This is a genomic window from Micromonospora sp. NPDC005174 (assembly GCF_040608495.1).
In the GTDB taxonomy this organism is placed as follows: Bacteria; Actinomycetota; Actinomycetes; order Mycobacteriales; family Micromonosporaceae; genus Micromonospora.
Window position 1 is genome coordinate 219,379 of record NZ_JBEXIJ010000001.1, and the last position, 25,687, is coordinate 245,065.

A 25,687-nucleotide genomic window follows, 5' to 3' on the forward strand; every position below is an offset into this window, starting at 1 on the left:
TCAGGAGACGTCGGGGAAGCCGTAGCGCAGGGCGTGCTCCGGATCGGCCGGGTCGATCTGGCGTACGCCCGCGTCGGCGAGCCGCTTGTTGACCTCGTCGAGCTGCTCGCGGACCAGTCGGGCCTCCTCCTCGGTGACCCTGCCCCGGTGCGGCTTGCCGGCGTGTTCCAGCGTGCCGTAGTCGATCTTTTCGACGCTCTTGCGGGCCTTGGGCGGGCGGACCCGCTCGGCCGTCTTCAGCAACTGGGCCATCGGGACGTCGGTGGCCATCGCATCGAACTCGCTTGCGGTGAGGACCACCCGTCGTGGTTCGCCACCACCGTGCCGGTCGTGGATCTCGACCACCGCCACGTCGAGCGCGGCGTCGTCGATGTTCTCCACCTCGCCCGGGGTGGCGTCGAGCTGCACGGGCCCGGCGACCAGGTCCGGGTGCTCCAGGACGACGACACGAACCACCTCGCCGTCCTGCTGCAGAACGGTTCCGGTGAAGTCGGAGACGTGGATCGTCTTCTTGCCCATGCGCGGAGCTTCTCCTGTCGTAGGCCGGGGTGCCGGACCTGGAAGAAATTACCCGACAGGTGTGCGAATACCGTCGCTGGTCCTCCTGCGGTGTGTCGTCCCCGACCACCGGACGAAGGGCTCAGCGCGTGTTGAGACCGTGCCGGCTGAAGCTGCCGACCGGCAGCTCGTTCAATGCCGCCCAGGACAATCCACCCGCCGTGCGGATCATCCGATACCGCGCCTGGGCCGGGACGTCCGCGGCGGCCTCCGCCGCCCGCCAGAGGCGCGTCGGGTGCTGGTGGAGGCGGTCGTTCGGCTGAATCGGCATGCCCATACCGTGGCAGACAAAGGTGTCCAGGTATGGAAATACCTATGACGGTCGATATGACGAGCCGATTCCCAGATCTCGGGCGGCACTTCGCCCTGACGCGATGGCCCGCCCGGTCGGGCGTCCAGGCGTACGGTGATCACGACATCGGGGGTGGTGACGGGGAGGTGGGCATGCTCGACCGGCGGTTGCAGCTGCACCTCGCCTCCTGGCTCGGCCAGTGGCCGGCCGGGCCGGGGCTGCACGTGGTCGCCTCGCACCGGCGGGCCGTGCCGGCATGGGACGGCCGACTGCGTCCGGCCCTCGCCGTGGACACCGGTCAGAGCGCGGTGCTCTCCGTCGCGCCGGACCGCGTCGCCGCGATCCGGGCGTTGATCGAGCGCGCGCCGCAGCGGATGCTCGCGGCACTGCCGGAGACCGTCGGACACCCCGCCTTCTGCCTGCACGACGGCCCGTTCCGCTGGACTCTCTCCCCCGCTGCGCTGCCCGACGTGGGGGAGTGGACCCTCTCGACCGCACCCGGTCTACCGCCCTGGCTGCGGCTGTTCGACAGGCCGGTGCTCGTGGTCCGCGACGCCGACGGCGCCTACCTGGCCGGCGCCGCGATCAAACGTCACGACGCGTACGGACACGAGCTGGCAGTGGGTACCGTGCCGGCGGCCCGGGGTCGGGGCCTCGCGCGTCGGCTGGTGGCGCAGGCGGCACGGCGGGTCCTGGACGAGGGCGCGGTGCCGACGTACCTGCACGAGAGGGACAACCACGCCTCGGCCCGGGTCGCGGATGCGGCGGGCTTCCCGGACCGGGGTTGGCGGGCGTACGGGGTGTATCCGCGCTGAACGGCCCCACGGCTGGGTTCAGTGCGCGGACCGTGGATCCCGGGCCGGATCCACGGTCCGCAACCTGCCCCCAGGCCCCGGCTCTCTCCGAGATCGGCCGCGCCACCGACGCGCCGATCCGATATCGATCACGCTACGTATCGAAACTGCAAGCTGCAAGATGCGAGCTGTCGAGTCGGAGTGTCGAATAGTGGACTTGACCTGCTACGACGCCGGGCGACGCGGATGATCCGGTCAGTGACGCAGCGTGTGGATGAGGTCGACGACCTGTCGCGTCACCGGGCGGAGCACCCGCAGTCGCGACAGCGCCACAAGCCGGTCGATCAACGGCACCACGCCGTCGATCAGCTGCCGGGTCTTCACCTGACCGGGCGAGCGGTCGTGCACCCAGTAGAGGATGACCCCCATGTACCCCAGCCAGAGCAGTTCGGGGAGTTGAGTACGCAACTCCGCGTCGACCTTGGCGGTCGAGCCGGTCAGCACCTCGGCGAACAGGTCGATCGCCGCCAGCCGTGGACCGGACGACTCCGCGGAGAACGGACTGAGCGGTGAGGTCGGTTCCGCCGCCGTCTTGAAGAAGGTCGCCGCGAACTCGTGCGACGGGGTGAGCACGTCGACGGCGGCGTGCAGCACCCCCGCCAGCCGGGCGGCGAACGCCTCCTCCCGGTCGAGCACCGGTTGGGCTCTGGCCCGGAGCTCGGCCTGGGACTGTGCGTAGAACTCCTGGATCAGGTGGTCCTTCGAACCGAAGTAGTAGTACGCGTTGCCCACCGCCACGCCGGCTTCCTGCGCGATCGCCCGCATCGTGGTCTGGGCGTAGCCACGCTCGCGGAACAACCGCATCGCGGTGTCCCGGATGAGCTGCCGGGTCTGCTCGCCCCGGGCGGTCGCAGGCTCACCCGCAGTGGTCGTCGGCGCAGGTTGCTCGGTCATCGAGGTCACGGTATCCCGCCGGCTCGTCGATCGGCTCGGCCCACGGATCGCGAACCCGCTCCCGGATCGCCGAGGCGGCCGCCACCACCTGCCGGGCCAGCGGCAACAGGTGTGGCTGGGACAGCCGCTCGGCCGCCGACCGGTGGTCGGCCAGCGCCCAGAGGCAGGCGAACCACGCGCCGTCGCCCGCATACACCTCGCCGGTGTCGGCCACGACGGTCAGGTCACGCAGCGTCGCGTCGTGGTCCAGGCCGGGGAAGCGCCGCCGGGCCTCGGTCGAGCCGGCCGGCACGAACTCCAGGGGTACGAGTTGGGCGCGGGACGCGAGCCACCGGCGCGCGGCGCGGCAGAGCGGGCAGTTCGCGTCGAAGAGGACGGTGAAGGCCCGGATCCCACCACCCCCGAACGCGGTGGGATCCGGAGTCTGGGAGGACCCGCTGACAGGCGAGGCGGTCATCGGGCCGGAGACCCGGTGCCCGGCCCGTCGGCACCGGGCGGTGCGGTGCCGGGCTGTGCGGTGCCGGGCTGTGCGGTGCCGTGTGGTGCGGTGCTGGCCTGTGCGGTGCCGTGTGGTGCTGGGGTGCCGGGCTGCGGTCCGACCGGGTAGGGGCCGGCCGGGTAGGGGCCGGCCGGGTAGGGGCCGGTCGGGTAGGGGCCGGCCGGGTGGGCGCCGTACGGCGCGGGTGGCACGGGGAGTCGACCGATCGGCGCGATGGGCGGGTGCGTGGCGAGCTGACGGAGCCGGTTGCGGCGGTAGCGGCCCAGCGCGAAGACGTTGAAGAAGTGCAGCGCGCCGAGGACCAGCAGCACCAGGCCGATCTTGAGCGACAGCTCCTCCATCGCCTGGCTCGTCGACGAGACCGAGTCGCGGTGCTTCATGGCGACCGTCACGTAGCCGAGGTTGAGCAGGTAGAAACCGACCACGAGCAGGCTGTTGACCGCTGCGGCCAGCCGTTCGTCGGCGAAGACCTCTTCGAGGAAGACCAGCCCGTTGCGGGACAGCGCCCGCGCCACCCAGATCGTCAGGCCGATGCTGACCGCGAGGTAGACCAGGTACATCCAGACCTTCATGTCCACGTGGAAGCCTCCTTTGAACATGTTCAACCGCTGACGGCATCAGCGTAGATGAGTAATTGAACGCGTTCAAGAGAGGGGCACCCACGATTGTGGTCGCTCCGACTCAGCCCGCCAGGCCGAGCGCCTCCGCAGCCGCCCGACCGTTGGCGTGGCTCGCGCCGTACGTGGTGACGAACGCGCGTACGCCGGTGGGTCGCCACGCCGCCGGCCAGCCCATCTCCACGACGGTCACCGGGTGCACGGCGGCCAGGGCGTCGATCAGCTCCGGACCGCCGGGCAGCCGGTGCAGATGGCGACCGACCAGCACGATCGGCCGATCCCCGGCCAGTTCGCGTACGGCCGCCTGATCGGTCTCGCTGGCGACCACGCGGATCTCGCGTGCGCCGTCGAGGTGTGGGCCGAGTCCCCACGGCACCCGCCCCTCGGCCATCGTGGACTCGGTGTGCACCTGCACCACCAGCGGCTGTTCCAGGCCGGTGAGCAGCCCCTCTACGCGTACCGCCCGGCGTGCCACCGCGTACCCCAGATCGGGCTCGGGGTCTGCCGGCGACCCGCCCGCGGCCCGGGTCCAGGCGGCGAGCGCGGCGGCGCGGCCGGCCGCCTCCTCGACCCTGGCGATCGGCAGCCGGCCGTCGCTGGTCGCCTCGGCGATCTCGGCGGCCACGCGCTCGACCAGCGCGGCGTCCACCTGCGCGCCGATGCAGAGCAGGTCGGCGCCGGCCGACAGCGCCCGCACGGCAGCCGGCCCGACGCCTCCGGCGGCCACCGCCGCGCCCTTCATCTCCAGGGCGTCGGTGATCACCGTGCCGGTGAAGCCGTACTCGTCGCGCAGCAGGTCGACCAGGACGGCCCGGCTGAAGGTGGCCGGACCGTCGCCGGTCAGCGCCGGCACCCGGATGTGCGCGGTCATCACGGCCTGGGCGCCGGCGGCGACGACCGCGGCGAACGGCGGCAGGTCGCGTTGGCGGAGCAGCTCCAGCGGAACGTCCACCGTGGGCAGCTCGTGGTGGGAGTCGGTGACTGTCGCGCCGTGGCCGGGGAAATGCTTGGCGCAGGCGGCGACACCGGCGGCCTGGAGGCCGCTGACGGCGGCGGCCGAGTGCGCGGCCACCAGGAGCGGATCGGCGCCGAACGAGCGGGTGCCGATCACCGGGTTGTCGTCGGCGGTGTTCACGTCGACGGTGGGGGCCAGGTTGACGGTGATGCCGAGCGCGGCCAGTTCCGCCCCGATCGACCGGTAGACCCGGCGGGTGAGCGCCACGTCGCCGACCGCGCCGAGGGCGGCGTTGCCGGGGTACGGGCTGCCGGTGGCGTGGGCCAGCCGGGTCACGTCGCCACCCTCCTCGTCGATGGCGAGCAGCACGTCCGACCGGCCGGCGCGCAGTGCCGCGGTGCTCGCCGCCACCTGTGCGGGGTCGTGCACGTTCGTGCCGAACAGGGTGTGCCCGGCAAGCCCGTCGGCCACCAGGTCGACCGCCCACTCCGGCGGGACCGCTCCCGGGTACGCGGCGAGCAACGTGCCCAGCGCGAGCCGGCGCAGTCCTGGATCGAGCCCCACGAGATCTCCCCCTTCGCTCCCCGTGGATACGAACGTGTACCCGCGGTGGTCGGCACCCTGCCGGGTCGGCCGAGCGCTCTGCCTCCGGGCGGCCGTTACGCTACGGCTACCCGTTCGCAGGTCGGTTTACAGTTAGCAAAGTTTACTAAAACTAGAGGACGTGGCATGAGTGCGACCAGGCTGCCCGGCACACCCCGCCTGTTGCGGGCGCTCAACGATCGTGCGGCGCTGGAACTGCTCCTCGAGCGTGGACCACTCACCCGGGCGCGCCTCGGCGAACTGACCGGCCTGTCCAAGGTCACCGCTTCGCAACTCGTCGAGCGTCTCGAGGAGCGCGGCCTGGTCAGTCGGGTCGGCGAGCAGGCCGGCGGTCGGGGGCCGAACGCCCAGCTCTATGCCGTGCGCCCGAGCAGCGCCCACGTCGTCGGGGTGGACGTCGGGCCGGACCGGGTGGTGGCCGCCTGCGCCGACATCACCGGCGCCGTCATCGGCCGGGTGGAGCAGTCGACGCGCGACACCGACGATCCCGTGGGCGTGGTGCACAACGCGGTGGTGCAGGCCGCCAGCAGCGCGCAGGCGCAGCTCAGCAGCGTCCGACGAATCGTGCTCGGCACGCCGGGCCTGGTCGACCCGCAGACCGGCGACATCACCTTCGCCTTCAACCTGCCGCGCTGGCACAGCGGTCTGCTCGCCGCGCTGCGGGACGACCTGCACACGCCGGTGGTCTTCGAGAACGACGTCAACCTGGCGGCGGTGGCCGAGGCGCAGTCCGGCGCCGCACAGGGCGTGGCCGACTTCGTCCTGGTCTGGGTGGGCGCCGGCGTCGGCCTGGCGATCATGCTGGGTGGACGACTGCACCACGGCAGTAGTGGCGCGGCCGGAGAGATCGGCTACCTGCCGGTGCCCGGCGCGCCCATCCCGCGCGACGTCTCGCGGCGCGCCAAGCCCGCCTTCCAGCAGGTCATCGGCGGCGACTCGGTACGCGCGGTCGCCCGCGAACACGGCTTCTCCGCACCGGACGCCGCCGGAGCGGTGCGTGCGGCGGTCGCGGCCGGCGCGGACGGTGGCCCGATGCTCGACGAGTTGGCCCGCCGGCTCGCGCTCGGTGTGGCCAGCACCTGCGTGGTGCTCGACCCACCGCTGGTCGTGCTGGCCGGCGAGGTCGGCCAGGCCGGCGGCGCGGCGCTCGCCGACCGGGTGCAGCGGGAGGTCGCGGCGATCACCCTGGTCCGGCCCCGGGTGTTGCCCACCGGCCTCACCGAGGAGCCGATCCTGCGCGGCGCGCTGCGGACGGCGCTGAACGCCGTCCGCGACGAGGTGTTCGGCTCCACCGTCGGCTGAGCCCGCTGGGGCGATCATGTGAAGGAATATTTCACCGCTAACCGCCCGGCTGCAAGCTCTTGCCGCCGGGCGGTCGGGTCGATGTGGGCGACGCGAGGCGGGCTGCCCGCCCCCTCAGTTCAGGTCGCGACGGCGGAAGGCGGCGAAGGCCAGCACGGTCAACCCACCGGCGATCACGAGCAGCACCGCCAGCGACGGTCTCCAGGTCAGGGTGTAGAAGCCGTCGCAGGACACCCCACTGACGTTGCGCCGGCAGAGTTGGGCATCCCAGATCCGCACCTCGCCGTCGAGCCACGCCCCGATGTACGTCGAGAGCATCAGCTGTTCCGGCCGCCGGGCGTCGACGATCGCCAGCACCAGCCGCGCGCCGAGCTCCCACACCACCGCGTACGCGGCGACCACTCCGAGCGCCGCCGACGTGTGCCGGCCCAGCGTCGCGATGGCGAAACCCGACGCGGTGGCCAGCAGCACCAGCACCAGACCACGGCCGTGGATGGCGCCCAGCGAACTCCAGAAGTCACCGCCGAGCTGCCCGGCAAGCCCGGCGGTCTGCCCGATCACCCAGAAGGTGGCCAGGTAGGCCACCGAGGCCACCACCGCCAGCGCCAACATGGCAGCCAGCAGGGTGCCCAGCTTCGTGCCCAGCACCGTCAACCGGCGTGGCCGCCACAGCAGCAGGTTCACCACCCCACCGGAGTTCAGGTCTGCCCCGATGTACGAGGCGCCGACCAGGAAACCGAACAGCACCAGGAACGCGATGAGGAAGAACAGCAGCGGCTTGGCCTGCTCGGCGAAGTTGAACACCCCCGACAGGTAGTCGGACGCGATCGGCAACCGGTCCTGCAGGGCCGGGTCCATGTCCGAACAGTCGGCGGGCAGGTATTCCTGAGTGTCGGGGGTCGAGATCCCGTCCCGCTGGGCCAGGCACTGCTGGTAGCTGACCTCCATGTTCTGCCGCGCCTCGATGGCCTGCTGCCGCGCCGAGGAGACTTCGTCGGCGCTCGGCCGATGCGACCCGGCCAGCGTGGTCGCGGCCGTGATGCCGAACGCCAGCACCAACAGGACGATCATGAGCTGCACGAAGCGGCGTGCGGAGAGCCGCTCCAACTCGGCCCGGACCAGGTTCACGCGTCCACTCCCCGTACGTCGAGATCGATCACCGGGGTGCCGTCGGCACCCCTGGGCCCCGCCGCCTCGTCGACCTGGCGGGGCACCGAGGGGTGTTCGCCGGCCCCGGTCAGCTCCAGGAAGACACTCTCCAGGTCGGGCCGAAGCGGCGTCAGCTCGGCCACCCACAGGCCCTGCTCACCGAGGACGCGGCTGATGGCCGTCGGGTCGGTCGTCCCGCTCACCACCAGCGCCGTACCGTCGGCGACAGCCGTCAGGTCCGCCGTGCGCAGCAGGTCGGCCGCCCGCTCCGGCTCGTCCACCCGGACCAGGAACTCGTGCCGGTCATGACCCGCCAGCACCTCGTCCACCCGGCCGGCCGCCACCCGCCGCCCCCGCGAGATGATCGTGACGTGGTCGCAGATCAGTTGGATCTCGCCCAGGATGTGGCTGGACACCAGCACGGTCACCCCGGCCGCCGAGAGCGACCGCATCAGGTCGCGCATCTCGCGGATGCCCGCCGGATCGAGGCCGTTGGCCGGCTCGTCGAGGATGAGCAGCCGCGGGTCCTTCAGCAGCGCGGACGCCACCGCGAGGCGCTGCTTCATGCCCAGCGAGTAGCTCTTCACCCGGTCGTCGCCCCGGTCGCGCAGACCCACCAGGTCCAACGCCTCGTCCACGCGGGAGATCGACACCCCACCGGCGCGGGCCAGCAGCCGGAGCGTACGACGGCCGGTGAAGTTGCCGAAGAACTGCGGGCTCTCCACGATGGCGCCGACCTGACCCGCCACCCGGGGCAGCAGCTCCGGCGACGGCTCGCCGAGCACGCTCATCCGCCCGCCGTCGGCACGGACCAGCCCGAGTAGGGCGCGCAGCGTGGTGGTCTTACCGGAGCCGTTGGGCCCCAGGAACCCGTGGATCTGTCCGGCCTCGACCAGCAGGTCGAAGCCGTCGACCGCCACCCTGTTGCCATTGCGCACGCTGCGGAAGGTCTTGCGCAGACCCTCGATCTCGATGACCGCGCTCATCCGCGCGGCTCCCAACCTCGACCGGGCATGGGCCGTCCCTCGGGTGTGGTGATCAACGACACGGTGCCTCACCCTATGGCCAGAGCCCCGCCCATGGGGGGCGCGCGGGCGCTGCGTGGTTGGATGGTCCGGTGACTGGTGACCTGATCCCCGGCGCTGCCGGCGCCGCGCCTGCCGCCGCACCCGTGGACCCGGATCTGGTGGTCAGCCTCGACAGCGTGGGCGTACGCCGCTCCGACAACCCCCTCTTGCAGGACCTGACCTGGCGCGTCGAGCTGGACGAGCGCTGGGTGGTGCTCGGCCCCAACGGCGCGGGCAAGACCACCCTGCTCAACCTGGCGGCCGGCCGGCTGCACCCCACCACCGGCGTCGCGTACGTCCTCGGTGAGCGCATCGGCCGCACCGACGTCAACGAGCTGCGCACCCGCATCGGCCTCGCCACCGCCGCGCTCGCCGCGTCCGTGCCGGCCGACGAGCAGGTCAGTGACGTGGTCGTCACCGCCGCCTGGTCGGTGGTCGGGCGCTGGCGGGAGAGTTACGAGCACGGCGACGTGGCCCGGGCGCGGGCACTGCTCAGCCAGCTCGGTGTCGGCAATCTCGCCGAGCGTCGCTACGGCACCCTCTCCGACGGCGAACGTAAGCGCGTCCAGATCGCGCGGGCACTGATGACCGACCCGGAGCTGCTGCTGCTCGACGAGCCCACCGCCGGGCTCGACCTCGGTGGCCGCGAGGACCTGGTCTCCCGGTTGGCCGAGCTGGCGTACGACCCGGACGCCCCCGCCATGGTGCTCGTCACCCACCACGTGGAGGAGATCCCGCCCGGGTTCACCCACGCGCTGCTGCTGCGCGAGGGCGCGGTCGTCGCCCAGGGCCTGCTCGCCGACACGTTGACCGGCGACAACCTCTCCAAGACCTTCGGTCTGCCGCTGGTGGTCGAGCGCTCCGGCGACCGCTACACCGCGCGCGCCGCCTGAGCGGGTGACCGTGTCGCAGACCCGGGTGGCGGTGGTGGGCAGCGCCAACATGGACCTGGTCGCGATGGCCCCGTCGCTGCCCCGGCCGGGCGAGACCATGCTCGGCACCGACTTCGTGATGGTGCCCGGCGGCAAGGGCGCCAACCAGGCCATCGCCGCCGTCCGGGCCGGGGCCTCGTGCGCGTTCCTCGGCGCGATCGGCTCCGACGCGTTCGGCGTGACGCTCCGCGCCCGCATCACGGCGGCCGGCGTGGACACCGGTCACCTGCGGGTGGTGTACGGCACGTCCGGCGTGGCGCTCGTGCTGGTCAACGCCCAAGGGGAGAACGCCATCGTGGTCACCCCGGGGGCGAACGACACGCTGGTCGGCCTCACCGACGAGGAGCTGGCCACGGTACGCGGTGCCGACGTCCTGGTCGCCCAGCTGGAGATCCCCGTGCAGACGGTGACCGCCGCCGCGTTGGCCGCCCGCGCCGCCGGCACCCGGGTGGTCCTCAACGCCGCACCCGCCCGGGATCTCCCGCCGGAACTGCTCGATGCGGTTGACCTGCTGATCGTCAACGAGGGCGAGGCGCACGCGTTCACCGGTCGCGGCCGCGAGGAGCCGAGGGCCCTGCTCGACCTGGTGCCCCGCGCGGTGCTCACCCTCGGTGACGCGGGCGCCTGGTACGTGGACCGGGAGGGCGTCGAGGTGCACGTACCCGCCGTCCAGGTCGACGTCGTCGACTCCACGGCGGCCGGCGACGCGTTCACGGCCGCGTTGGCGGTCGGCTGGGGCGAGGGGCGGGACGTCGTCGACGCCGTACGCTGGGCGGCGGCGGCCGGCGCGGCCTGCGTACGCAAGCTCGGCGCCTCGGTGGCGCTGCCGCAGCGGAGCGAGATCGACGCGTTGTACGCGCCGGGCTGAGCCGTCGTCGAGCGCCGCGAGCTCCGCCAGGCCGTACGGGGTGTGCAGGCAAGCGGGCCAGCCTCGATGAGGCTGGCCCGCTTCACTTCGGCTCACAGCATGGCGTGGCTGGTTTCCTGCTGAGCAGCGCGCCGCAGCGCCCTCGACATCTCCTCAACGTTCAGCCCAGAGAGGTAGTCGATTAGAAGTGACCGCGTCTGCTCGACTGTCGTGGGCATGGTCGCAGGGCCGAGCCCTGAAGGCGGGATGACGGCGCGGAAGCGGGGGTCGTTGATCGCACTGCCAACCAACCGTTCGGCGACCCACAGCGGCACGCGCTCCTTCAGCACGAAGGTCAGGTGCACGCTGGTCTCGACGGCATTCCGCGAGTGCGGGTTGTGCACCCAGCCTCGCGGCAGCACGAGGATGTCACCGGGGATCAACTCGACCGTTTGGTACGGGCCATCCTTCTGCCACTGCTTGACCCAGCCGTCCTGCCACAGGTTCGTCGACATCAAGTGGTCGCGGTAGGGCGCGTCGACCTTGGGCTTGAACAGCTCCCAGGTCTTCGTCCCCTGGAGTTGCACCACGATCCCGAGGTACTGGTCCCAGTGGTAGTCGAGGCCCTGCTTGCTCGGCGGTGTGATGAAGGCCGTGACGTATCCCGGGCAGCCGGTCTCTGCCTGGATGCCCGTACAGACTGCGCTCAGGGGCGGGAACCACCGATTCAACTCGCGGAGCTGGATGGTGCAACCCTGGTCGAGCAGGAGTTGGACGGAGGCTGGGGCAACCCGGTCATCGGCGGTAAAGCGGGCCGGGTGCAGCCCTTCGCCCCGATGGAACACGTTCACGTAGCTGCTCGGCGCGCAGCCGGCGTCGAGGAAGCCTCGGATCGTCTGCGCGTTGACTTCCGGTCGGATCGGGCTGCCGCTCGGCAGCTTCAGCGTGTACGGGTGCTCGGGCCACTCGCTGAGAACGATATTGGCGGCCTCGTGGCCGAGGATCATTTCGAGGGACATGTGCTTCTCCCATGAGCGAAAGTCAGTTCGGTGGGAGGGGGCAAGGCGTCCTGGTGTGGTGGCGGTGCGGGCAGCAGATGACCGCGTACTCGATGGTCCTGTTGCCGCTCAAGCTGAGCGTGTACTGCCAGATGGCATCGGCTCCACCCGCCAGACCTGAATGGGTGTGCTCGATGCGGGCGGCCTCGTCCAGATAGCTGAGCGCCGAGTCGGGTGGCTGCTGGGCATAAAGTCTCGTCAGCCAGCCCAGCGCTCCCTGCACGTCGGTCCAGGTCCGCTCCTGCGCCGTCTGAAGGCGGCGCAGAAGGTAATAGCCGGTCTCCAGCGGTGGCACCGTGGCCCGGAGGAACGTGTCGCCCGCCGTGGTGCCGGCGATGCCGGGTCGTCGTTCATGATCGTGCTCCCGGCTGAAGAACTGGTTTGGACCGGTCCACGGCCCGTAACCGTGCCAATGGTGCGTCACCAGCGTCATTGTTCCCCCTGAGTACGGGCTGGCCGCGTAGCGCACGCGGCCAGCCCTGGTCGATCAGACGATCTCGCCGGCCTGGTACGCGGCGAAGAAGCTGTCCAGCTCGTCGTGGGTGAACCGCAGGGTCGGCGTGTCGGCACCGAGCTTCGAGTCACCCAGGATGATGGCGTCCTCGCTGCCCGGCAGGATGGCGGCTGCGACGCAGCTCTCCATCGTGTTCGTGATGCCGCCTCCGCAGAGCTTGCGCAGGTTCACGCCGGAGGCGTCGACCTCGTACAGGTCGAGCGGCTGTTCGATCGCCATGAGACGATCTCCTTTCGGTGTACTGCCATGCGGGGATTCGGTCCCCGCGCCGGTGGCGCACCTTCACCCCGGTCTGGTCGTCTGCTTTCCACGGGAGGCGGCCAGGCCGGGCGTCTCGGGGTGGTGGGAACCTATGCGCCGCTGGCCAGGTTGGGGTGCTCGGCGGCGTCCTCGCGGAACGGTCTCCAGGACACGAAGCGCGCGAACAGCTCGCTCGGGCTAGGGCCGTCGTGTGGATTCAGGCGGTAGAGATCTCTCGTGGCCTCGTAGTACAAGCCGGCCAGGTAGATCGTGAGGCCGGGGACGTTGTACTCGAATTCACGCCTCAGCCTGAGCCTGGCCTCCGGGCAGGGCCACTGCTGGCCATCAGCCCGGCAGAACCACATCGGGCGCAGTGGGGTGTGCGGCTTCTCCTCGCCATGCGCCCGGGGGCGGTCTGCCTTCGGGCCAGCGAGCGGCGGATGCATCTGCGTGGTGAGGGTGCTCATGCGTCATCTCCTGCCTGCGGGTCACCAGTTCGGCGGCCAGCGTCCAATTGATCTGCGTCGGCTCGTTCCATAAGGGGTTGAAGGGCGGTATGGGACCGGCAGTAGGTGGCGTGCCCTGGCCACCTACTGGCTGCTCAGGTGCGCTCGCTGCCTGCTTGCGGCCGGTGCGGCAGGAGGGGCACGCACACTTCCGACCACCGGGGAAGCGTCTCGATCGATGCGGTCTGTGCCGTGGAAGGACCAGGTCGGCGTCGTCATCGCTGAGCATCGCGCCCCTCCTGCCTGCTGAGGGAGCCCAGGCCGCGACCTACTCATCCCCTCCACGACCTGAACCCCGAATCCTGTGTGCGGGCCGCTCCACCACGGGGGAGGTGGGGCGGCCCCGGCGAACCCGCAGTAGCCCATTCACTGTGGAGCGAGTTCGCTTGAGGACACTCTCCGTCGCCGAGCGTGATCGGGCAATGATTTACGATGACACATGTCATTCTGGTTGTCCCATTCCCGCGAACCAGCGAGAATCAGTCGCAGAATCGATGGATGGCTTGCTCCAATCTGAGACAAGGGGGCCGCATGACCCATGCGGGGTCTTCCATACCGCGCAGACAACTCGGGCGGTATCTGAAGCAGGGCCGCGAAGAGGCCGGACTTTCCCTGGAAGCTGCCGGCGAGGCGCTGGAGTGGTCTCGGTCCACCATGTACCGGATCGAAGGCGGCGGCTCAGCGGTCAAGGCACGCGACGTGATGGCCATGTGCGTGCTGTATGGCATGTCCGCCGAGATGACATCGGCGCTGATCGCGCTGGCCGCTGAGACCAAGGCGAACGGCTGGTGGCACGCCTACGGCGACACCTTGCCGACCTGGTTTGAGCTGTACGTCGGGATGGAATCGGCAGCGTCGCGCCTGCGGCACTGGGAGCCGGACTCGCTTCCTGGGCTACTTCAGACGCGGGCCTACGCCGAACACCTGCTTCGGTCGCACCCGGAGCTGAAGGAGCAGGAAGTCGGACGCCTGGTCGAGCTCCGCATGGAGCGCCAGAAGATCCTCAAGCGAAGGCACCCGGAGCCTCCACGCCTGGAGGTCATTGTGGACGAGAGCGTGTTGCGCCGGCCGTTCCCTGCCATGGCGGACCAGCTCAGCCACCTTCACAACCAGGTAGCCGCGGAGATCGCGACGATCCGCATCGTGCCCCGGGTCGCGCCGCCCAACTACGCCTTGACCGGCGGTGGTTTCGTCATGTTGGAATTTCCATCTATCGGAATCCGAACACCGGAGCCCACGACGGTATACAGCGAGTCACTGACTGGCGCTTTATATCTCGACAAGCCAGCAGAGGTTGCGGCTTACTCTGTGAGGTGGAGAGCGCTCGAAGGTCTGTCGCTCGATGCGGACCGATCGGCCGACCTATTAGCCACGATCGCCAAGGAGATGTAGCAATGAGTAACCTAACCGGAGCCGTGTGGCGCAAGAGCAGCCGCAGTGGGGGCAACGGCGGGCAGTGCGTGGAGGTGGCCGACAACCTCTCCGGCATCGTCGGTGTGCGGGATAGCAAGGACCAGTCCGGCCCGGCACTCACGTTCGACCCGCAAGCCTGGAAGGCGTTCGTCAGCTTCGCCAAGCAGTCCTGACGGAACGCAGAGAAGGCCCCTCAGCGTGATGGCGGATGCTGGGGGGCCGTCGTCGTTGCGGGTTGTCTTCGCCTGCCGGCCGGCGCTTTGGTAGCGGGCAGGCCCCGGTTGCACAGTTCGCCTTGATGCCGTCCGCCGCCCGGCTCACCTTGGCGATGCGGTACTGGCCCTCGGGCACGTTGGCCGTGAAGCTGACCACTGCCGGTGGAGACGGAGAGCGGACTGACCCGCCGTCCCGTCGACGACCTGACCGCACCGACGGCGGCGATCACCTGCGACTGCTGATCCGGCCACCCGGCCCGCCCGGACCGGGCGCGGGTTCAGCCGAGGGGTTCGTCGCTCAGCTTCTCGCCCCGCCGGCGCAGCATGCCGAGGCCGGGGATGCCGGCCACGGCGAGCTTGAGGTCACGGGTGACGTCGAGCAGGTCGTGCAGGTCGGGCCCCACCCGGTCCAGGGTCGCGAGGATCGGCAGGATGTCGGCCGTCAGGTGCTCCTTGAGCTTGGGCAACTCGTCGATCAGGTGGATCGCCGCCGTGATCTCCTCGTGGCTCAACTCCTCGACGAACTTGCCGGCCATCGGTGCGGCCCGCCGCAGCGCCGGCTCGTACGCCGCCAGCAGTTCCGCCGCCGTGGTCGCGGCCCGCGCGGCCGTGTCCACGGTGACCGCGGCGGTGCCGGCCACCACGTCGGCCTCGGCGACCACCGTTCCCGCGACACGGGCGACCTTCTCGGCCTCGTCGACCACCACTGCGGCGGCCGTGGCCACCTCGGTGGCCGTGTCGATGGCGGTGGTCGCGGCGGCGCTGATCACCGCCACCTCACGGACCGCCGCCTCGGCGTCGGTGAGTACCTCGTCGGTCCGGTCCAGGGTCGTCTCGATCCGATCCACCACGCCGTTGATCCTGGTCAGCAGCGCCTCAACGCCGTCCAGCACGGCGAACGCGCGGGCGGGCACGGCGGCGAACGAGGCGGCCGAGCCGAGCGCCTGGTCGAGAGCGAAGCGGGTCAGGCCGACCACCGCGGTGGGTGTGGGGAGGGGAAGTGCCATGAGGCCAAGTGTGCGTCGGTCCTGCCACAACCGCTCGTTCGCGGCTGCCGGGTGCGGTCCGGGGCGGGGCGCGCGGCGGTAGGGTGCCGGCATGTCGGCCGCCCCGCCGCGCCACCCGCCGAGAACCCGGACCGTCGTCCTGCTTGCCGTGCTCGCGGCGGTCGCCGCCGCGCTCGGCACGGCGGTGCTGGTACGCGCCGACGCCGGCCTCACCGTGCGGCAGGTCACTGTCGACGGCGTACCGATGACCGAGGTACGCGGCGGCCCGCCGAACCCGGACGCCCGGCGACCCGGCGTGGTGATCGCGCACGGCTTCGCCGGCTCGGCGCGGCTGATGCGTCCGATCGCCGACACGGTCGCTCGTCGAGGAGCGGTCGCCCTGCTGATCGACTTCGCCGGGCATGGCGCCAATCCGGCCGGACTCGGTGCCGGGACGTCACCCGCGACGCTCGCCAACCTGGACGTCGCCGTCGGACACCTGCGATCGCAGCCGGACGTGGACCCGGCCCAGATCATGCTGGTCGGCCACTCGATGGGCGCGGGCGCGGTCACCCGGTACGCGGCCGAGCACCCGGAGATCGCCCGCACCGTGGCGATCTCGCTGCCCGAGGCTGGCGAACTGCCCCCGGGACGACCGACCGAGCTCCTGTTGATCGTGGGCGGCGCGGAGTTCCCCGCGTTCCGGCGAGCAGCCGACGACGCCGCGAAACGGGGCGTGACGGTGGGCCGCCGCCCGGCCGTGGTGGTGCCCGGGGTGGAGCACATCTCGGTGCTCTTCGCTCCGCGTACCCACGAGGAGATCGCCGACTGGCTGCCCAGCATGGACGGGAACGCGCCACCCCGACCGTTCGACCGCCTCGCCGGAGCGGCGCTGCTCGTGTTCGCGTTCGCCGTCGGCGTGGTCCCGGTGGCGGCTCTGTTCCTGGGCCGGCGGACCGCCGTGACGCTCTCGCCGGCACGGCGGTCTGCCGTGGCGCTGCCGTCGGGTCGGCCGGTTTCGAGTGCGACGGCGCTGCGGGGTTTCGTCCTTCTCGGGCTGGCCGTCCTCGCCGGAGGGTTCGGGGCGGCCGTCGCGGCGATCCTGCCGACCAACCGCCTGCCACTCGCGGTTGGCGGACACGTCAGCGGCTTCCTGCTGGTCACGGGCATCCTGACGATCGGCGGTCACCGCTGGCTGCCCGCCGCGACACGCGCGCCGGAGATCGCCGACGAGCCGGTCGCCAGCCAGACACCGGCACGGGCCATCCGCGCGGCGCTGGCGCTGACGGCGTACGCGATTCTCGCCGTGGCGCTGCCGATCCACCTCGGGCTGACCTCGGCGCGGCCGGTCGGTGCCCGCTGGTGGTTGCTTCCGCTGGTGCTGGGCGCGTGCCTGGTGTTCCTGCTCGGCGTCGAGCGGATAGCGGCGGGCCGGACGTGGCGTCGCCTGCTGGTCGTCGCGGTCACCGTGGTCGTGCTGAGCGCGTCGGCGGTGGTCGGCCTGGCGCCCGGGTTCGTGCTGCTGGTGGTGCCGCTGTTCGCCGTGCTGCTCGGCTGGTACGTGCTGTGGGCCGCCGTGCTCGGTCGGTACGCGCCCGGGCGCTGGCTGCCGGCAGTCGTCGGCGCGGCGCTGCTGGGCTGGCCGATCGCCACCACGCTGCCGTTGACCTGACCGGGGGCTGGGCTCTACCGCGCGGCGCTGGCGACGCGCAACGCCCACCAGATCAGTGGTACCTGCATCGGCACCCGCCCGTAGGCGATCGCCCGTCTCGCCGGCCGCCGGTGCCGCCAGTCCACCGCCATCTTGACGTTGGCCGGCAGAACGGCGACGAACAGCGCGGCGGCGGCTCGGCCACCTGTCCGCCGGGTGGCCGGGTACGCCACCGCCGCGGCCACCGCCAGTTCCGCGAACCCGCTGGCGTACGTCCAGAGGCGGGCCGGACCGGGCAGCGTACGCGGCACGATCGGGTCGTAGTAGCCGGGGCGCAGCAGGTGGGTGACGCCGGCCGTGGCGAGCAGCCCGGCGAGGGCGACGGCTTCGCCGCGTCGGGTGGTCATCGATGGTCCCCCTGCTGTTCGACGGCGCGCTGCACGGCCCGGTAGATCTGCCCGAACCGTAGCGCGTCCGGCGTGCGCAGGAGCATGTGCTCCTGACCGTGGTGCTGCACCCACAGCTCGTGCACGTGGCTGCCGCGCTCGTAGGAGCGGTCCAGCCAACCGAGGGGGATCTCCAGGAAGGGCGCCAGCGCCAGAGCCCCCACCGCGCAGGCGGCGAGGATGATCAGCGCCAACTGCCAGTTGCCCCGGTCCTGCGCGGACCACGCCAGCGAGACCACGCAGACCAGTGCCACGAGGGGTGGCAGCGACAGCAGCAGGACCAGTACGCCGCGTCCCAGCACCCGTCCGCGTACGGCGAGGGTCTTCGGCCCTCGTTGATGCCAGACGAACGTCACGTCGCGCAGGGCGATCACCTGACCGCCCGCCCGGATCGACTCGGATGTCACCTGCACCGTGTCGTCCCGGTAATAGAGGGTCATCACTAAGCCTAACCACCGCCAGGCAACCCCGCGCCCCTGCCCCGCACGCCCGCCGCGCCCCTGCCTCGTCGATCTTGCACTTTCTGCTGCGACATAAAGGGGCATAGCACTTGCTTTTGACAGCAGAAACTGCAAGATCGGCGGGGGAGGGGGCGGGGGAGAGGGCGGGGTGCGGGGGAGAGGGCGGGGGAGGGCGGCTAGCGTCGGGCGGCGGGGCGGGCGGGTTGCGTCGCCTCCATGGCGCGCTGCATCGCCCGGTAGATCTGCCCGAAGCGCAGCGCGTCGCCGGTGCGCAGCAGCCGTACCGGCTGCCCCCGCCAGCGGGCCCAGATCTCCAGTTGGCGGCTGCCCTTGGCGTACGAACGGTCCAGGTGTTCGAAGAGGAAGTCGGCGACCGGGCCGACGGCCAGCCCGACCAGCACCGAGGCGCCCACGATCGCGATCGTCACGGTGGGTGATCGGTGCAGCCAGACGGCCGCGCCGATCCCGAGTACCGCCGCGATCAGCGGACCGGCCAGCGCGGCGCCGATCGCGCCCCGCCCGGCGAGCACGCGCCAGGAGCGGCTGCCGCGCCGGTGCCAGACCATGGTGATCTCGGTCAGCGAGTAGCTGCGGCCGTCGACCTGGACAGCGGTGGAGGTGACCCGTACCGACCTGTCGTCGTAAAAAGTGATCATGGCTGGACTCCCGCCCGAGGGGCTGACACCACAGTACTTACCCCAACGAGCCGGGTCGTAAGGTTGGCACGCGACTTCGACGAGGAAGTGAGGGCAGCGTGGGCGAGTTCGTTCGGCTGGAGACCACTGACGGCATCGGCACGATCCGGCTGGAGCGGCCGCCGATGAACGCGCTCAACACCCAGGTGCAGGAGGAGTTGCGCGCCGCCGCCACGGCGGCCACCGCCGATCCCGAGGTCCGTGCCGTCATCGTGTACGGCGGGGAGAAGGTCTTCGCCGCCGGGGCGGACATCAAGCAGATGGCCGACATGTCCTACGTGGACATGGCCGATCGTGCGGCGGCCCTGTCCAGCGCGCTCGGCGCGATCGCCCGGATTCCGAAGCCCGTGGTGGCCGCGATCACCGGGTACGCCCTCGGCGGCGGCTGCGAGCTGGCGCTGGCCTGTGACTGGCGGGTGGTCGCCGAGGACGCGAAGCTCGGCCAGCCGGAGATCAAGCTGGGCATCATCCCCGGCGCGGGCGGTACGCAGCGGCTGGCCCGTCTGGTGGGTCCGGCGCGGGCGAAGGATCTGATCATGTCGGGGCGGATGGTGGACGCCCAGGAGGCGCTGCGGATCGGTCTGGCCGACCGGGTCGTACCGGCCGGCGAGGTGTACGACGCGGCGGTCGCGCTCGTCACGCCGTACCTCAGCGGGCCTGTGCAGGCGCTGCGCGCGGCGAAGCTGGCGGTCGACGGCGGCCTGGACATGGACCTGAACTCGGGCCTGGCCTGGGAGAGTCAGCTCTTCGCGGCGTTGTTCGCGACCGACGACCGGCGCGAGGGCATGACTGCGTTCGTCGAGAAGCGCAAGCCGGACTTCACCGGTCGCTGACGACCGGGCCGACGGCGAACCGAGAACGGTTCACATTGTGCCTACCGGCCAGTAGCGTGTGACGTCGGCCAGGTTCGACGAGAAGGAGCGGCGATGACGGAGCGGATCGAAGGTCACGGCGGGGAACTCGCACTCGCGGCGTTGCGGGCGCACGGGGTGCGTGAGATGTTCACCCTCTCCGGTGGCCACGTCTTTCCGCTCTACGACGCCGCGCACAAGACCGACTTCCCGATCTACGACGTGCGGCACGAGCAGTCGGCGGTCTTCGCTGCCGAGGCGGTGGCGAAGCTCCAGCGTCGCCCCGGTCTCGCCGTCCTCACGGCCGGCCCGGGTGTCACCAATGGCATCTCGGGCATGACCAGCGCCTTCTTCAACGCGTCCCCGGTGCTGGTGCTCGGTGGTCGCGCGCCCGCGTTCCGCTGGGGCTCGGGCAGCCTCCAGGAGATGGACCACCTGCCGCTGGTCGCCCCGGTCACCAAGCACGCCGAGACGGTCTTCAGCACCGACGACATCCCGCGTGCGGTGGACGCCGCCCTCACCGCCGCGCTCACCCCGCACCGCGGCCCGGTCTTCCTCGACTTCCCGTTGGAGACGGTCTTCTCGGTCGCCGACGCGGACCTGCCCGCGCCGACCGGCGTCGACGTCGTCGAGCCGGACCCGGACGAGGTCAGCCGGGCCGCCACACTGATCGCCGGCGCGCAGCGACCGGTCATCATCGCCGGCTCGGACGTCTACGCCGGCGACGCGGTGGCCGCGCTTCGCGAGGCCGCCGAGGCGTTGCAGGTGCCGGTCTTCACCAACGGCATGGGCCGTGGCTCGCTGCCACCGGAGCACCCGCTCGCCTTCGCCAAGGCCCGCCGCGCCGCGCTGTCCGGCGCCGACGTCGTCGTGGTGGTCGGTACTCCGCTGGACTTCCGGCTCAGCTTCGGCGACTTCGGTGACGCCAAGGTGGTGCACATCGTCGACGCGCCCAGCCAGCGCGCCACGCACGTGCAGCCCGCCGTGGCCCCCGCCGGCGACCTGCGGCTGATTCTCTCCGCGCTGGCCGACCACGCCGGTGACCGGGCCGACCACACCGACTGGATCGCCGACCTGCGGGTGGCCGAGGACGCGGCGAAGGCGCGGGACGCCGCCGAGATGGCCGCCGAGACCGACCCGATCCGGCCGGCCCGCATCTACGGCGAGCTGCGCCGGGCACTCGCCCCGGACGCGATCACCATCGGTGACGGCGGTGACTTCGTCTCGTACGCCGGGCGCTACCTGGAGCCGTCGCAGCCCGGCACCTGGCTGGACCCGGGCCCGTACGGCTGCCTGGGCACCGGCATGGGCTACGCGATGGGCGCCCGGGTCAGCCACCCGGACCGGCAGATCTGTGTGCTGATGGGCGACGGCGCAGCCGGATTCTCGCTGATGGACGTCGAGTCGCTGGTCCGCCAGAAGCTGCCGGTGGTGATCGTCGTCGGCAACAACGGCATCTGGGGGCTGGAGAAGCACCCGATGCGGGCCATGTACGGCTACGACGTCGCCGCCGACCTCCAGCCGGAGCTGCGCTACGACACGGTGGTCAGCGCGCTCGGCGGTGCGGGGGAGACCGTCGCGAAGGCCACCGACCTCGCGCCGGCGCTGCAACGGGCGTTCGACTCCGGAGTGCCGTACCTGGTCAACGTGCTCACCGACCCGACCGACGCGTACCCCCGCTCGTCGAACCTGGCCTGAGTCGCACCCGCCGCCGTCGCTCCCCGAGGGGGCGACGGCGGCCGGGCCCTAGACCTCCGGTCGGTCGCCCTCACGGGGTGGCTCACCGTCGCGGCGGCGCAGGTCGTCCTCACGCCGCCGTAGATCTTCCTCCCACCGGCGGAAGAGTTCCTCGTCCTGCTGCTTGGCGCGGTCCTGCACGGACCGGAGGAACTCCGGGTCGTCGTCCGGAGCGAGAGGGCGGCGGGACTGCCGCTCGGTGGCGCCGGCGCCGCCCGGCCATGGCCGACGGGCCGGGGTGCCGGGCTCCCGACCGGCGACGAACCAGGCGATCGACCCGACCAGGGGGAAGAACAGGATGATCAGCACCCAGGCGATCCGGGGCAGGGCGCGGATCTGACCCTCCTCGGCGGACAGGCAACTGATCAGCGCGCAGACGGCGAGGACGATCTGCGCCAGGAAGAGGAGAACGTACAGCCGGGCCATGCACCCATCATGGCGCACGCTGTCCCGTCAGCGTAGTCCGCGAATCATCAGCAGCACGCCGAGCAGCGCGAGCCCGACGGTGCCCAGCGCGACCAGCGGTAATGTCCGGCCGCCGGTGCGGGCCTCGCCGACGCCTGTGGCACGGGGCCAGCAGAGCGCGAGCAGGGCACCCCAGACCAGCACGGCAGCGCCGACGACCAGCGCGCCGAACGGCCCGCCGTTCGCCGCCAGCCGGACAGCGAGCGCGGTCACCACGGTCAGCGTCAGCAGGGTGCGCCGCCAGGCCAGCCGGGTCCGCTCCGGTTGCAGCCCCGGGTCGCGTCCGGCGCTCACCGTCCCCCGACCGCCCGGGCCAGGACCGCGAGCACCAGCAGGACGGCGCCCGCGCCCACGGCGAGGGCGAGGACGGCGGGGAAGCGGGAGGCGGGCAGCTCCCGGCCGAGCCGGATGGCCCGTTCGGTACGCGCCCAGTGGTCGACCGCCCGGATCGCGACGGTGCCGCCGAGTAGCAGCAGCGCGACCGCGATGACCTCCCGCAGGTGGCTCATCGGCAGCGGCGGCAGGAACTGTGCGGCGGCCAGCCCCCCGCCGACCAGCGCGAGGCTGGTGCGCAGCCAGGCGAGGAAGGTCCGCTCGTTGGCGAGGGAGAACCGGTAGTCCGGTGTCTCACCGACGGCGCGCGCCTCCGCCGGGTCGAACCAGCGCCTGATCGCTTCCCACACGCTGGGAGATTATCCGCTTCCCCCACGCCTTAGCCTGGTCTGGTGACCGATCTTGATGTGAACACCCTGCGCGCCGCCTACGACAACCAGCTCCGTCCGGAGATCCCGGACCCGGTACCGGCCGGCGTGACCGTCGAGCGGGACGGTCCGCTCGTGCGGATCACCGGGCTCGACGCCGGCGGTTTCCTCACCTACCGCGACCTGGGTGGGCTGACCGGCGATGCGCTGGACGAGCTGATCGCCCGGCAGGTGGCGCTGTTCCGCGAGCGCGGCCAGTCGGTGGAGTGGAAGCTCAACGAGCACGACGAGCCGGCCGACCTGGCGGACCGGCTGCGCGCCGCCGGCTTCGTGCCGGAGGACCGGGAGACCGTCGTGGTCGGGCCGGTCGCGCCGCTGGCCGCCGCACTGCCGGTGACCCCCGAGGGAGTACGCCTGCGTGAGGTGACCGCCCGCGAGGACCTGGAGCGGATCGCCGCCATGGAGGAGGAGGTCTGGCGCCAGGACCGCTCGCACCTGGTGACGGGTCTGGCCAAGGAGATCGACGCCGACCCGAACTCGATCACCGTGGTGGTGGCCGAGGCGGACGGGACGGTGGTGAGCGCCGGTTGGGTGCGGTTCCCGGCGAACACCGGCTTCGCCACCCTCTGGGGCGGTTCGACCCTGCCGCAGTGGCGGCGCAAGGGCATCTACCGGGCGTTGGTCAACTACCGGGCGCGGCTGGCCGAGCAGCGGGGTCGGACGCTCGTGCAGGTCGACTGTTCCGAGGACAGCCGGCCGATCCTCCAGCGACTCGGCCTCGTAGCAGTCACCGCCACCACCCCGTACGTCTACACTCCGTGATCATGGAGCAGCGGTTGACCGACGAGGAGCGCCTGACTCTCAAGACGGGCGCGTTCGGCGCTGTCTTCCTGGTCTCGAACGCGGACCCGGGGATGCTGGGCGTGATCCGGGAGAGTGTGGCCGCCTCCGGCGCGCTGGCCGACGCGAGCGGCGTGGTCAAGGACGCGCTGACCACCGGCCCGCTGCCCCGCCTGCCCCGGGACTCCCAGTTGGAGATCGAGTCGGTGGTGCTGCCGGCGCTCGGTCGGGCGGTACGGATCCTGCGGGAGAAGTCCCCGGCCGACGTCGAGGCGTACCGGTCGGTGGTGTTGAACGCCGCGGACCGGGTGGCCCGCGCGCACGACGGGGTGGCCCCCACCGAGACCGCGGTCATCGACCAGATCCGGGGCGCGCTGGCCGACCCGGCCTGACCACGCCGTACCGGTGACCTGTGTCACCCTGCGTGCCCGGCGGCAGTAACCTACTGGCAGGTAACATTGCGGGCGTGGGCAACTGCACAGCAGCCCACGGTTGACCGGGCGTCGACCGACACGCGAGGCTGCGGCCCAGACCGGGCGAGCCGATCGCAACACCACACAGGAGGGTCGTCGAAGCGCGATGAACATCGTCGTACTCGTCAAGCAGGTGCCCGATTCGGGCGCGGACCGCAACCTGCGCAATGACGACAACACCGTCGACCGCGGTTCGGCGAACAACGTGATCAACGAGATGGACGAGTACGCCATCGAGGAGGCCCTGAAGATCAAGGAGGCGCACGGCGGTGAGGTCACCATCCTGACCATGGGTCCGGACCGGGCGACCGAGTCGATCCGCAAGGCGCTCTCCATGGGCCCGGACAAGGCCGTCCACGTGGTGGACGACGCTCTGCACGGCTCCTGCGCGGTGGCCACCTCGAAGGTGCTCGCCGCCGCCCTCGGTCAGCTCAACGCCGACCTGGTGATCTGCGGCGCCGAGTCCACCGACGGCCGCGTCCAGGTCATGCCGCACATGATCGCCGAGCGGCTCGGCGTCGCGGCGCTCACCGGCGCCCGCAAGCTCACCGTCGACGGCGCGACGCTGACCGTCGAGCGGCAGACCGAGGAGGGCTACGAGGTCGTCACGGCCTCCACGCCGGCCGTGGTCTCCGTGTGGGACACCATCAACGAGCCGCGCTACCCCTCCTTCAAGGGCATCATGGCCGCCAAGAAGAAGCCGGTGCAGACGTTCTCCCTGGCCGACCTCGGCGTCGCCCCGACCGAGGTGGGCTTCGACGGCGCGACCAGTGCCGTCGTCGAACACACCAAGCGCCCGCCGCGCTCCGGCGGCGCCAAGATCACCGACGAGGGCGAGGGCGGCGTCAAGCTGGTCGAGTTCCTCGCCACCGAGAAGTTCGTGTGAGAGGGGCTGAAGACATGTCCGAGGTTCTCGTCGTCGTCGAAGCCACCAGGGAATTCGGCGTCAAGAAGGTCACTCTCGAAATGCTCACCCTCGCGCGTGAGCTGGGCACCCCGAGCGCGGTGGTGCTCGGTGGCCCCGGCGCTGCCGAGGCGCTGAGCGCCAAGCTGGGCGAGTACGGCGCGGAGAAGATCTACGCCGCCGAGAGTGACGACATCGACGGCCACCTGGTGGCTCCCAAGGCGACCGTGCTGGCCGAGCTGGTCCAGCGGGTGCAGCCGGCCGCCGTGCTGCTGGCCTCCGCCCAGGAGGGCAAGGAGATCGCCGCCCGGCTCGCCGTCAAGCTCGACAACGGCATCTTGACCGACGTCGTGGGCCTGGACGCCGACGGCACCGCCACCCAGGTCGCCTTCGCCGGCTCCACCATCGTCAAGTCCAAGGTCACCAAGGGACTGCCGCTGGTCACCGTCCGCCCCAACTCGGTCACCCCCGCCCCGGCGGCGGCCACCCCGACGATCGAGCAGCTCACCGTGTCGGTCACCGACACCGACAAGCTGGCCAGGGTCGTCGAGCGGGTCGCCGAGCAGAAGGGCTCCCGGCCCGAGCTGACCGAGGCCGGCATCGTCGTCTCCGGCGGCCGTGGCGTCGGCAACGCCGACAACTTCAAGCTGGTCGAGGAGCTGGCCGACCTGCTCGGCGGTGCCGTCGGCGCGTCCCGGGCGGCCGTCGACTCCGGCTTCTACCCGCACCAGTTCCAGGTGGGTCAGACCGGCAAGACCGTCTCCCCGCAGCTCTATGTGGCGCTCGGCATCTCCGGGGCCATCCAGCACCGGGCCGGCATGCAGACCTCGAAGACGATCGTCGCCGTCAACAAGGACGGCGAGGCGCCGATCTTCGAGCTGGCCGACTTCGGCGTGGTGGGCGACCTGTTCAAGATCGTCCCGCAGGCCGCCGAGGAGATCCGCAAGCGCAAGTGAGCAGGT

General features: G+C 71.4%; 32 protein-coding genes. 13 read left to right on the top strand and 19 right to left on the bottom strand.

Annotated elements, in window-relative coordinates:
- Positions 1-519, bottom strand: coding sequence for a hypothetical protein (locus tag ABZU91_RS01015; protein WP_355232896.1), 519 nt, complete (start codon positions 517-519; stop codon positions 1-3).
- A 121-nt stretch (positions 520-640) separates the two neighbouring features.
- A complete protein-coding gene (locus ABZU91_RS01020) occupies positions 641-829 on the bottom strand; it encodes a DNA repair protein (protein ID WP_355232897.1) in 189 nt (62 codons plus the stop codon).
- A gap of 173 nt (positions 830-1,002) precedes the next feature.
- Between ABZU91_RS01020 and ABZU91_RS01025 the strand changes: the two genes are divergently transcribed.
- Positions 1,003-1,665, top strand: coding sequence for a GNAT family N-acetyltransferase (locus ABZU91_RS01025; protein ID WP_355233084.1), 663 nt, complete (start codon positions 1,003-1,005; stop codon positions 1,663-1,665).
- Between the two features lie 234 nt (positions 1,666-1,899).
- On the opposite strand, the gene ABZU91_RS01030 is transcribed toward ABZU91_RS01025, so the two are convergent.
- The 4 genes from ABZU91_RS01030 to ABZU91_RS01045 form a co-directional block, all read right to left on the bottom strand.
- Entirely contained in the window at positions 1,900-2,598 is a 699-nt protein-coding gene (locus ABZU91_RS01030; protein ID WP_355232898.1) for a TetR family transcriptional regulator, read from the bottom strand.
- Positions 2,561-3,055, bottom strand: a complete 495-nt coding sequence (locus ABZU91_RS01035) for a DCC1-like thiol-disulfide oxidoreductase family protein (RefSeq protein WP_355232899.1) — start codon at positions 3,053-3,055, stop codon at positions 2,561-2,563. The genes ABZU91_RS01030 and ABZU91_RS01035 overlap by 38 nt, the downstream gene beginning before the upstream one ends.
- Positions 3,052-3,669, bottom strand: a complete 618-nt coding sequence (locus ABZU91_RS01040; RefSeq protein ID WP_355233085.1) for a hypothetical protein — start codon at positions 3,667-3,669, stop codon at positions 3,052-3,054. Before ABZU91_RS01040 ends, ABZU91_RS01035 begins: the two co-directional genes overlap by 4 nt.
- Positions 3,670-3,778: 109 nt before the next feature.
- Positions 3,779-5,233, bottom strand: a complete 1,455-nt coding sequence (locus tag ABZU91_RS01045) for a glycoside hydrolase family 3 N-terminal domain-containing protein (protein ID WP_355232900.1) — start codon at positions 5,231-5,233, stop codon at positions 3,779-3,781.
- 165 nt (positions 5,234-5,398) lie between these two features.
- On the opposite strand from ABZU91_RS01045, the gene ABZU91_RS01050 reads away from it, so the two are divergent.
- Entirely contained in the window at positions 5,399-6,574 is a 1,176-nt protein-coding gene (locus ABZU91_RS01050; RefSeq protein WP_355232901.1) for an ROK family transcriptional regulator, read from the top strand.
- 114 nt (positions 6,575-6,688) lie between these two features.
- On the opposite strand, the gene ABZU91_RS01055 is transcribed toward ABZU91_RS01050, so the two are convergent.
- Together ABZU91_RS01055 and ABZU91_RS01060 are read right to left on the bottom strand one after the other, a co-directional pair.
- The gene (locus ABZU91_RS01055) at positions 6,689-7,702 is read right to left on the bottom strand and encodes an ABC transporter permease subunit (protein WP_355232902.1); all 1,014 of its coding nucleotides are present in this window, start codon (positions 7,700-7,702) and stop codon (positions 6,689-6,691) included.
- Positions 7,699-8,709: an ABC transporter ATP-binding protein gene (locus tag ABZU91_RS01060; RefSeq protein ID WP_355232903.1), complete on the bottom strand. Its 1,011-nt coding sequence runs from the start codon at positions 8,707-8,709 to the stop codon at positions 7,699-7,701. Before ABZU91_RS01060 ends, ABZU91_RS01055 begins: the two co-directional genes overlap by 4 nt.
- 131 nt (positions 8,710-8,840) lie before the next feature.
- Here ABZU91_RS01060 and ABZU91_RS01065 point away from each other — a divergent pair, with 131 nt between their 5' ends.
- Together ABZU91_RS01065 and ABZU91_RS01070 are read left to right on the top strand one after the other, a co-directional pair.
- Positions 8,841-9,683, top strand: coding sequence for an ABC transporter ATP-binding protein (locus tag ABZU91_RS01065; protein ID WP_355232904.1), 843 nt, complete (start codon positions 8,841-8,843; stop codon positions 9,681-9,683).
- A gap of 10 nt (positions 9,684-9,693) precedes the next feature.
- A complete protein-coding gene (locus ABZU91_RS01070) occupies positions 9,694-10,590 on the top strand; it encodes a ribokinase (RefSeq protein ID WP_355233086.1) in 897 nt (298 codons plus the stop codon).
- Positions 10,591-10,682: 92 nt separating this feature from the next.
- Here ABZU91_RS01070 and ABZU91_RS01075 read toward each other — a convergent pair whose 3' ends face one another.
- From ABZU91_RS01075 to ABZU91_RS01090, 4 genes are all read right to left on the bottom strand, one after another.
- On the bottom strand, positions 10,683-11,588 hold the full coding sequence (locus tag ABZU91_RS01075; RefSeq protein ID WP_355232905.1) for a cupin domain-containing protein: 906 nt from the start codon (positions 11,586-11,588) through the stop codon (positions 10,683-10,685).
- Between the two features lie 22 nt (positions 11,589-11,610).
- Positions 11,611-12,060 carry a hypothetical protein gene (locus ABZU91_RS01080; RefSeq protein WP_355232906.1) on the bottom strand — a complete coding sequence of 150 codons (450 nt, stop codon included), beginning with the start codon at positions 12,058-12,060 and terminating at the stop codon, positions 11,611-11,613.
- Positions 12,061-12,114: 54 nt separating this feature from the next.
- Positions 12,115-12,360, bottom strand: a complete 246-nt coding sequence (locus tag ABZU91_RS01085) for a DUF397 domain-containing protein (protein ID WP_355232907.1) — start codon at positions 12,358-12,360, stop codon at positions 12,115-12,117.
- A 131-nt stretch (positions 12,361-12,491) separates the two neighbouring features.
- Positions 12,492-12,827: a hypothetical protein gene (locus tag ABZU91_RS01090; RefSeq protein ID WP_355233087.1), complete on the bottom strand. Its 336-nt coding sequence runs from the start codon at positions 12,825-12,827 to the stop codon at positions 12,492-12,494.
- A 591-nt stretch (positions 12,828-13,418) separates the two neighbouring features.
- Between ABZU91_RS01090 and ABZU91_RS01095 the strand changes: the two genes are divergently transcribed.
- Both ABZU91_RS01095 and ABZU91_RS01100 read left to right on the top strand, forming a co-directional pair.
- A complete protein-coding gene (locus ABZU91_RS01095; RefSeq protein ID WP_355232908.1) occupies positions 13,419-14,279 on the top strand; it encodes a helix-turn-helix transcriptional regulator in 861 nt (286 codons plus the stop codon).
- 2 nt (positions 14,280-14,281) lie between these two features.
- Positions 14,282-14,473, top strand: coding sequence for a DUF397 domain-containing protein (locus tag ABZU91_RS01100; protein WP_355232909.1), 192 nt, complete (start codon positions 14,282-14,284; stop codon positions 14,471-14,473).
- Positions 14,474-14,793: 320 nt separating this feature from the next.
- Here the strand turns inward: ABZU91_RS01100 and ABZU91_RS01105 are convergent, their stop codons facing one another.
- Positions 14,794-15,522, bottom strand: coding sequence for a hypothetical protein (locus ABZU91_RS01105; protein ID WP_355232910.1), 729 nt, complete (start codon positions 15,520-15,522; stop codon positions 14,794-14,796).
- Between the two features lie 91 nt (positions 15,523-15,613).
- Here ABZU91_RS01105 and ABZU91_RS01110 point away from each other — a divergent pair, with 91 nt between their 5' ends.
- A complete protein-coding gene (locus tag ABZU91_RS01110) occupies positions 15,614-17,173 on the top strand; it encodes an alpha/beta fold hydrolase (protein ID WP_355232911.1) in 1,560 nt (519 codons plus the stop codon).
- 14 nt (positions 17,174-17,187) lie between these two features.
- On the opposite strand, the gene ABZU91_RS01115 is transcribed toward ABZU91_RS01110, so the two are convergent.
- The 3 genes from ABZU91_RS01115 to ABZU91_RS01125 all read right to left on the bottom strand — a co-directional run bounded on the left by ABZU91_RS01115 (position 17,188) and on the right by ABZU91_RS01125 (position 18,715).
- Positions 17,188-17,559: a hypothetical protein gene (locus tag ABZU91_RS01115; RefSeq protein WP_355232912.1), complete on the bottom strand. Its 372-nt coding sequence runs from the start codon at positions 17,557-17,559 to the stop codon at positions 17,188-17,190.
- Positions 17,556-18,038, bottom strand: coding sequence for a DUF6232 family protein (locus ABZU91_RS01120; protein WP_355232913.1), 483 nt, complete (start codon positions 18,036-18,038; stop codon positions 17,556-17,558). Before ABZU91_RS01120 ends, ABZU91_RS01115 begins: the two co-directional genes overlap by 4 nt.
- A gap of 197 nt (positions 18,039-18,235) precedes the next feature.
- The gene (locus tag ABZU91_RS01125; protein WP_355232914.1) at positions 18,236-18,715 is read right to left on the bottom strand and encodes a DUF6232 family protein; all 480 of its coding nucleotides are present in this window, start codon (positions 18,713-18,715) and stop codon (positions 18,236-18,238) included.
- A gap of 98 nt (positions 18,716-18,813) precedes the next feature.
- On the opposite strand from ABZU91_RS01125, the gene ABZU91_RS01130 reads away from it, so the two are divergent.
- The gene (locus ABZU91_RS01130) at positions 18,814-19,587 is read left to right on the top strand and encodes an enoyl-CoA hydratase-related protein (RefSeq protein WP_355232915.1); all 774 of its coding nucleotides are present in this window, start codon (positions 18,814-18,816) and stop codon (positions 19,585-19,587) included.
- A 93-nt stretch (positions 19,588-19,680) separates the two neighbouring features.
- Entirely contained in the window at positions 19,681-21,303 is a 1,623-nt protein-coding gene (locus tag ABZU91_RS01135) for an acetolactate synthase (protein WP_355232916.1), read from the top strand.
- A 48-nt stretch (positions 21,304-21,351) separates the two neighbouring features.
- On the opposite strand, the gene ABZU91_RS01140 is transcribed toward ABZU91_RS01135, so the two are convergent.
- Genes ABZU91_RS01140 through ABZU91_RS01150 form a run of 3 tightly spaced genes read right to left on the bottom strand, consistent with a single transcriptional unit; the run spans position 21,352 to position 22,490 of the window.
- Positions 21,352-21,768, bottom strand: coding sequence for a PLD nuclease N-terminal domain-containing protein (locus ABZU91_RS01140; protein WP_355232917.1), 417 nt, complete (start codon positions 21,766-21,768; stop codon positions 21,352-21,354).
- Between the two features lie 27 nt (positions 21,769-21,795).
- The gene (locus ABZU91_RS01145) at positions 21,796-22,101 is read right to left on the bottom strand and encodes a DUF202 domain-containing protein (protein ID WP_355232918.1); all 306 of its coding nucleotides are present in this window, start codon (positions 22,099-22,101) and stop codon (positions 21,796-21,798) included.
- Complete coding sequence (locus ABZU91_RS01150) at positions 22,098-22,490, bottom strand: DUF202 domain-containing protein (RefSeq protein WP_355232919.1); 393 nt, start codon at positions 22,488-22,490, stop codon at positions 22,098-22,100. Before ABZU91_RS01150 ends, ABZU91_RS01145 begins: the two co-directional genes overlap by 4 nt.
- A gap of 42 nt (positions 22,491-22,532) precedes the next feature.
- On the opposite strand from ABZU91_RS01150, the gene ABZU91_RS01155 reads away from it, so the two are divergent.
- The 4 genes from ABZU91_RS01155 to ABZU91_RS01170 all read left to right on the top strand — a co-directional run bounded on the left by ABZU91_RS01155 (position 22,533) and on the right by ABZU91_RS01170 (position 25,681).
- Positions 22,533-23,330: a GNAT family N-acetyltransferase gene (locus ABZU91_RS01155; RefSeq protein WP_355232920.1), complete on the top strand. Its 798-nt coding sequence runs from the start codon at positions 22,533-22,535 to the stop codon at positions 23,328-23,330.
- Positions 23,327-23,740, top strand: coding sequence for a hypothetical protein (locus ABZU91_RS01160; RefSeq protein WP_355232921.1), 414 nt, complete (start codon positions 23,327-23,329; stop codon positions 23,738-23,740). The genes ABZU91_RS01155 and ABZU91_RS01160 overlap by 4 nt, the downstream gene beginning before the upstream one ends.
- A 187-nt stretch (positions 23,741-23,927) precedes the next feature.
- A complete protein-coding gene (locus ABZU91_RS01165) occupies positions 23,928-24,707 on the top strand; it encodes an electron transfer flavoprotein subunit beta/FixA family protein (protein ID WP_344357351.1) in 780 nt (259 codons plus the stop codon).
- A 14-nt stretch (positions 24,708-24,721) separates the two neighbouring features.
- Entirely contained in the window at positions 24,722-25,681 is a 960-nt protein-coding gene (locus ABZU91_RS01170) for an electron transfer flavoprotein subunit alpha/FixB family protein (RefSeq protein WP_355232922.1), read from the top strand.
- Positions 25,682-25,687 lie beyond the last annotated feature (6 nt).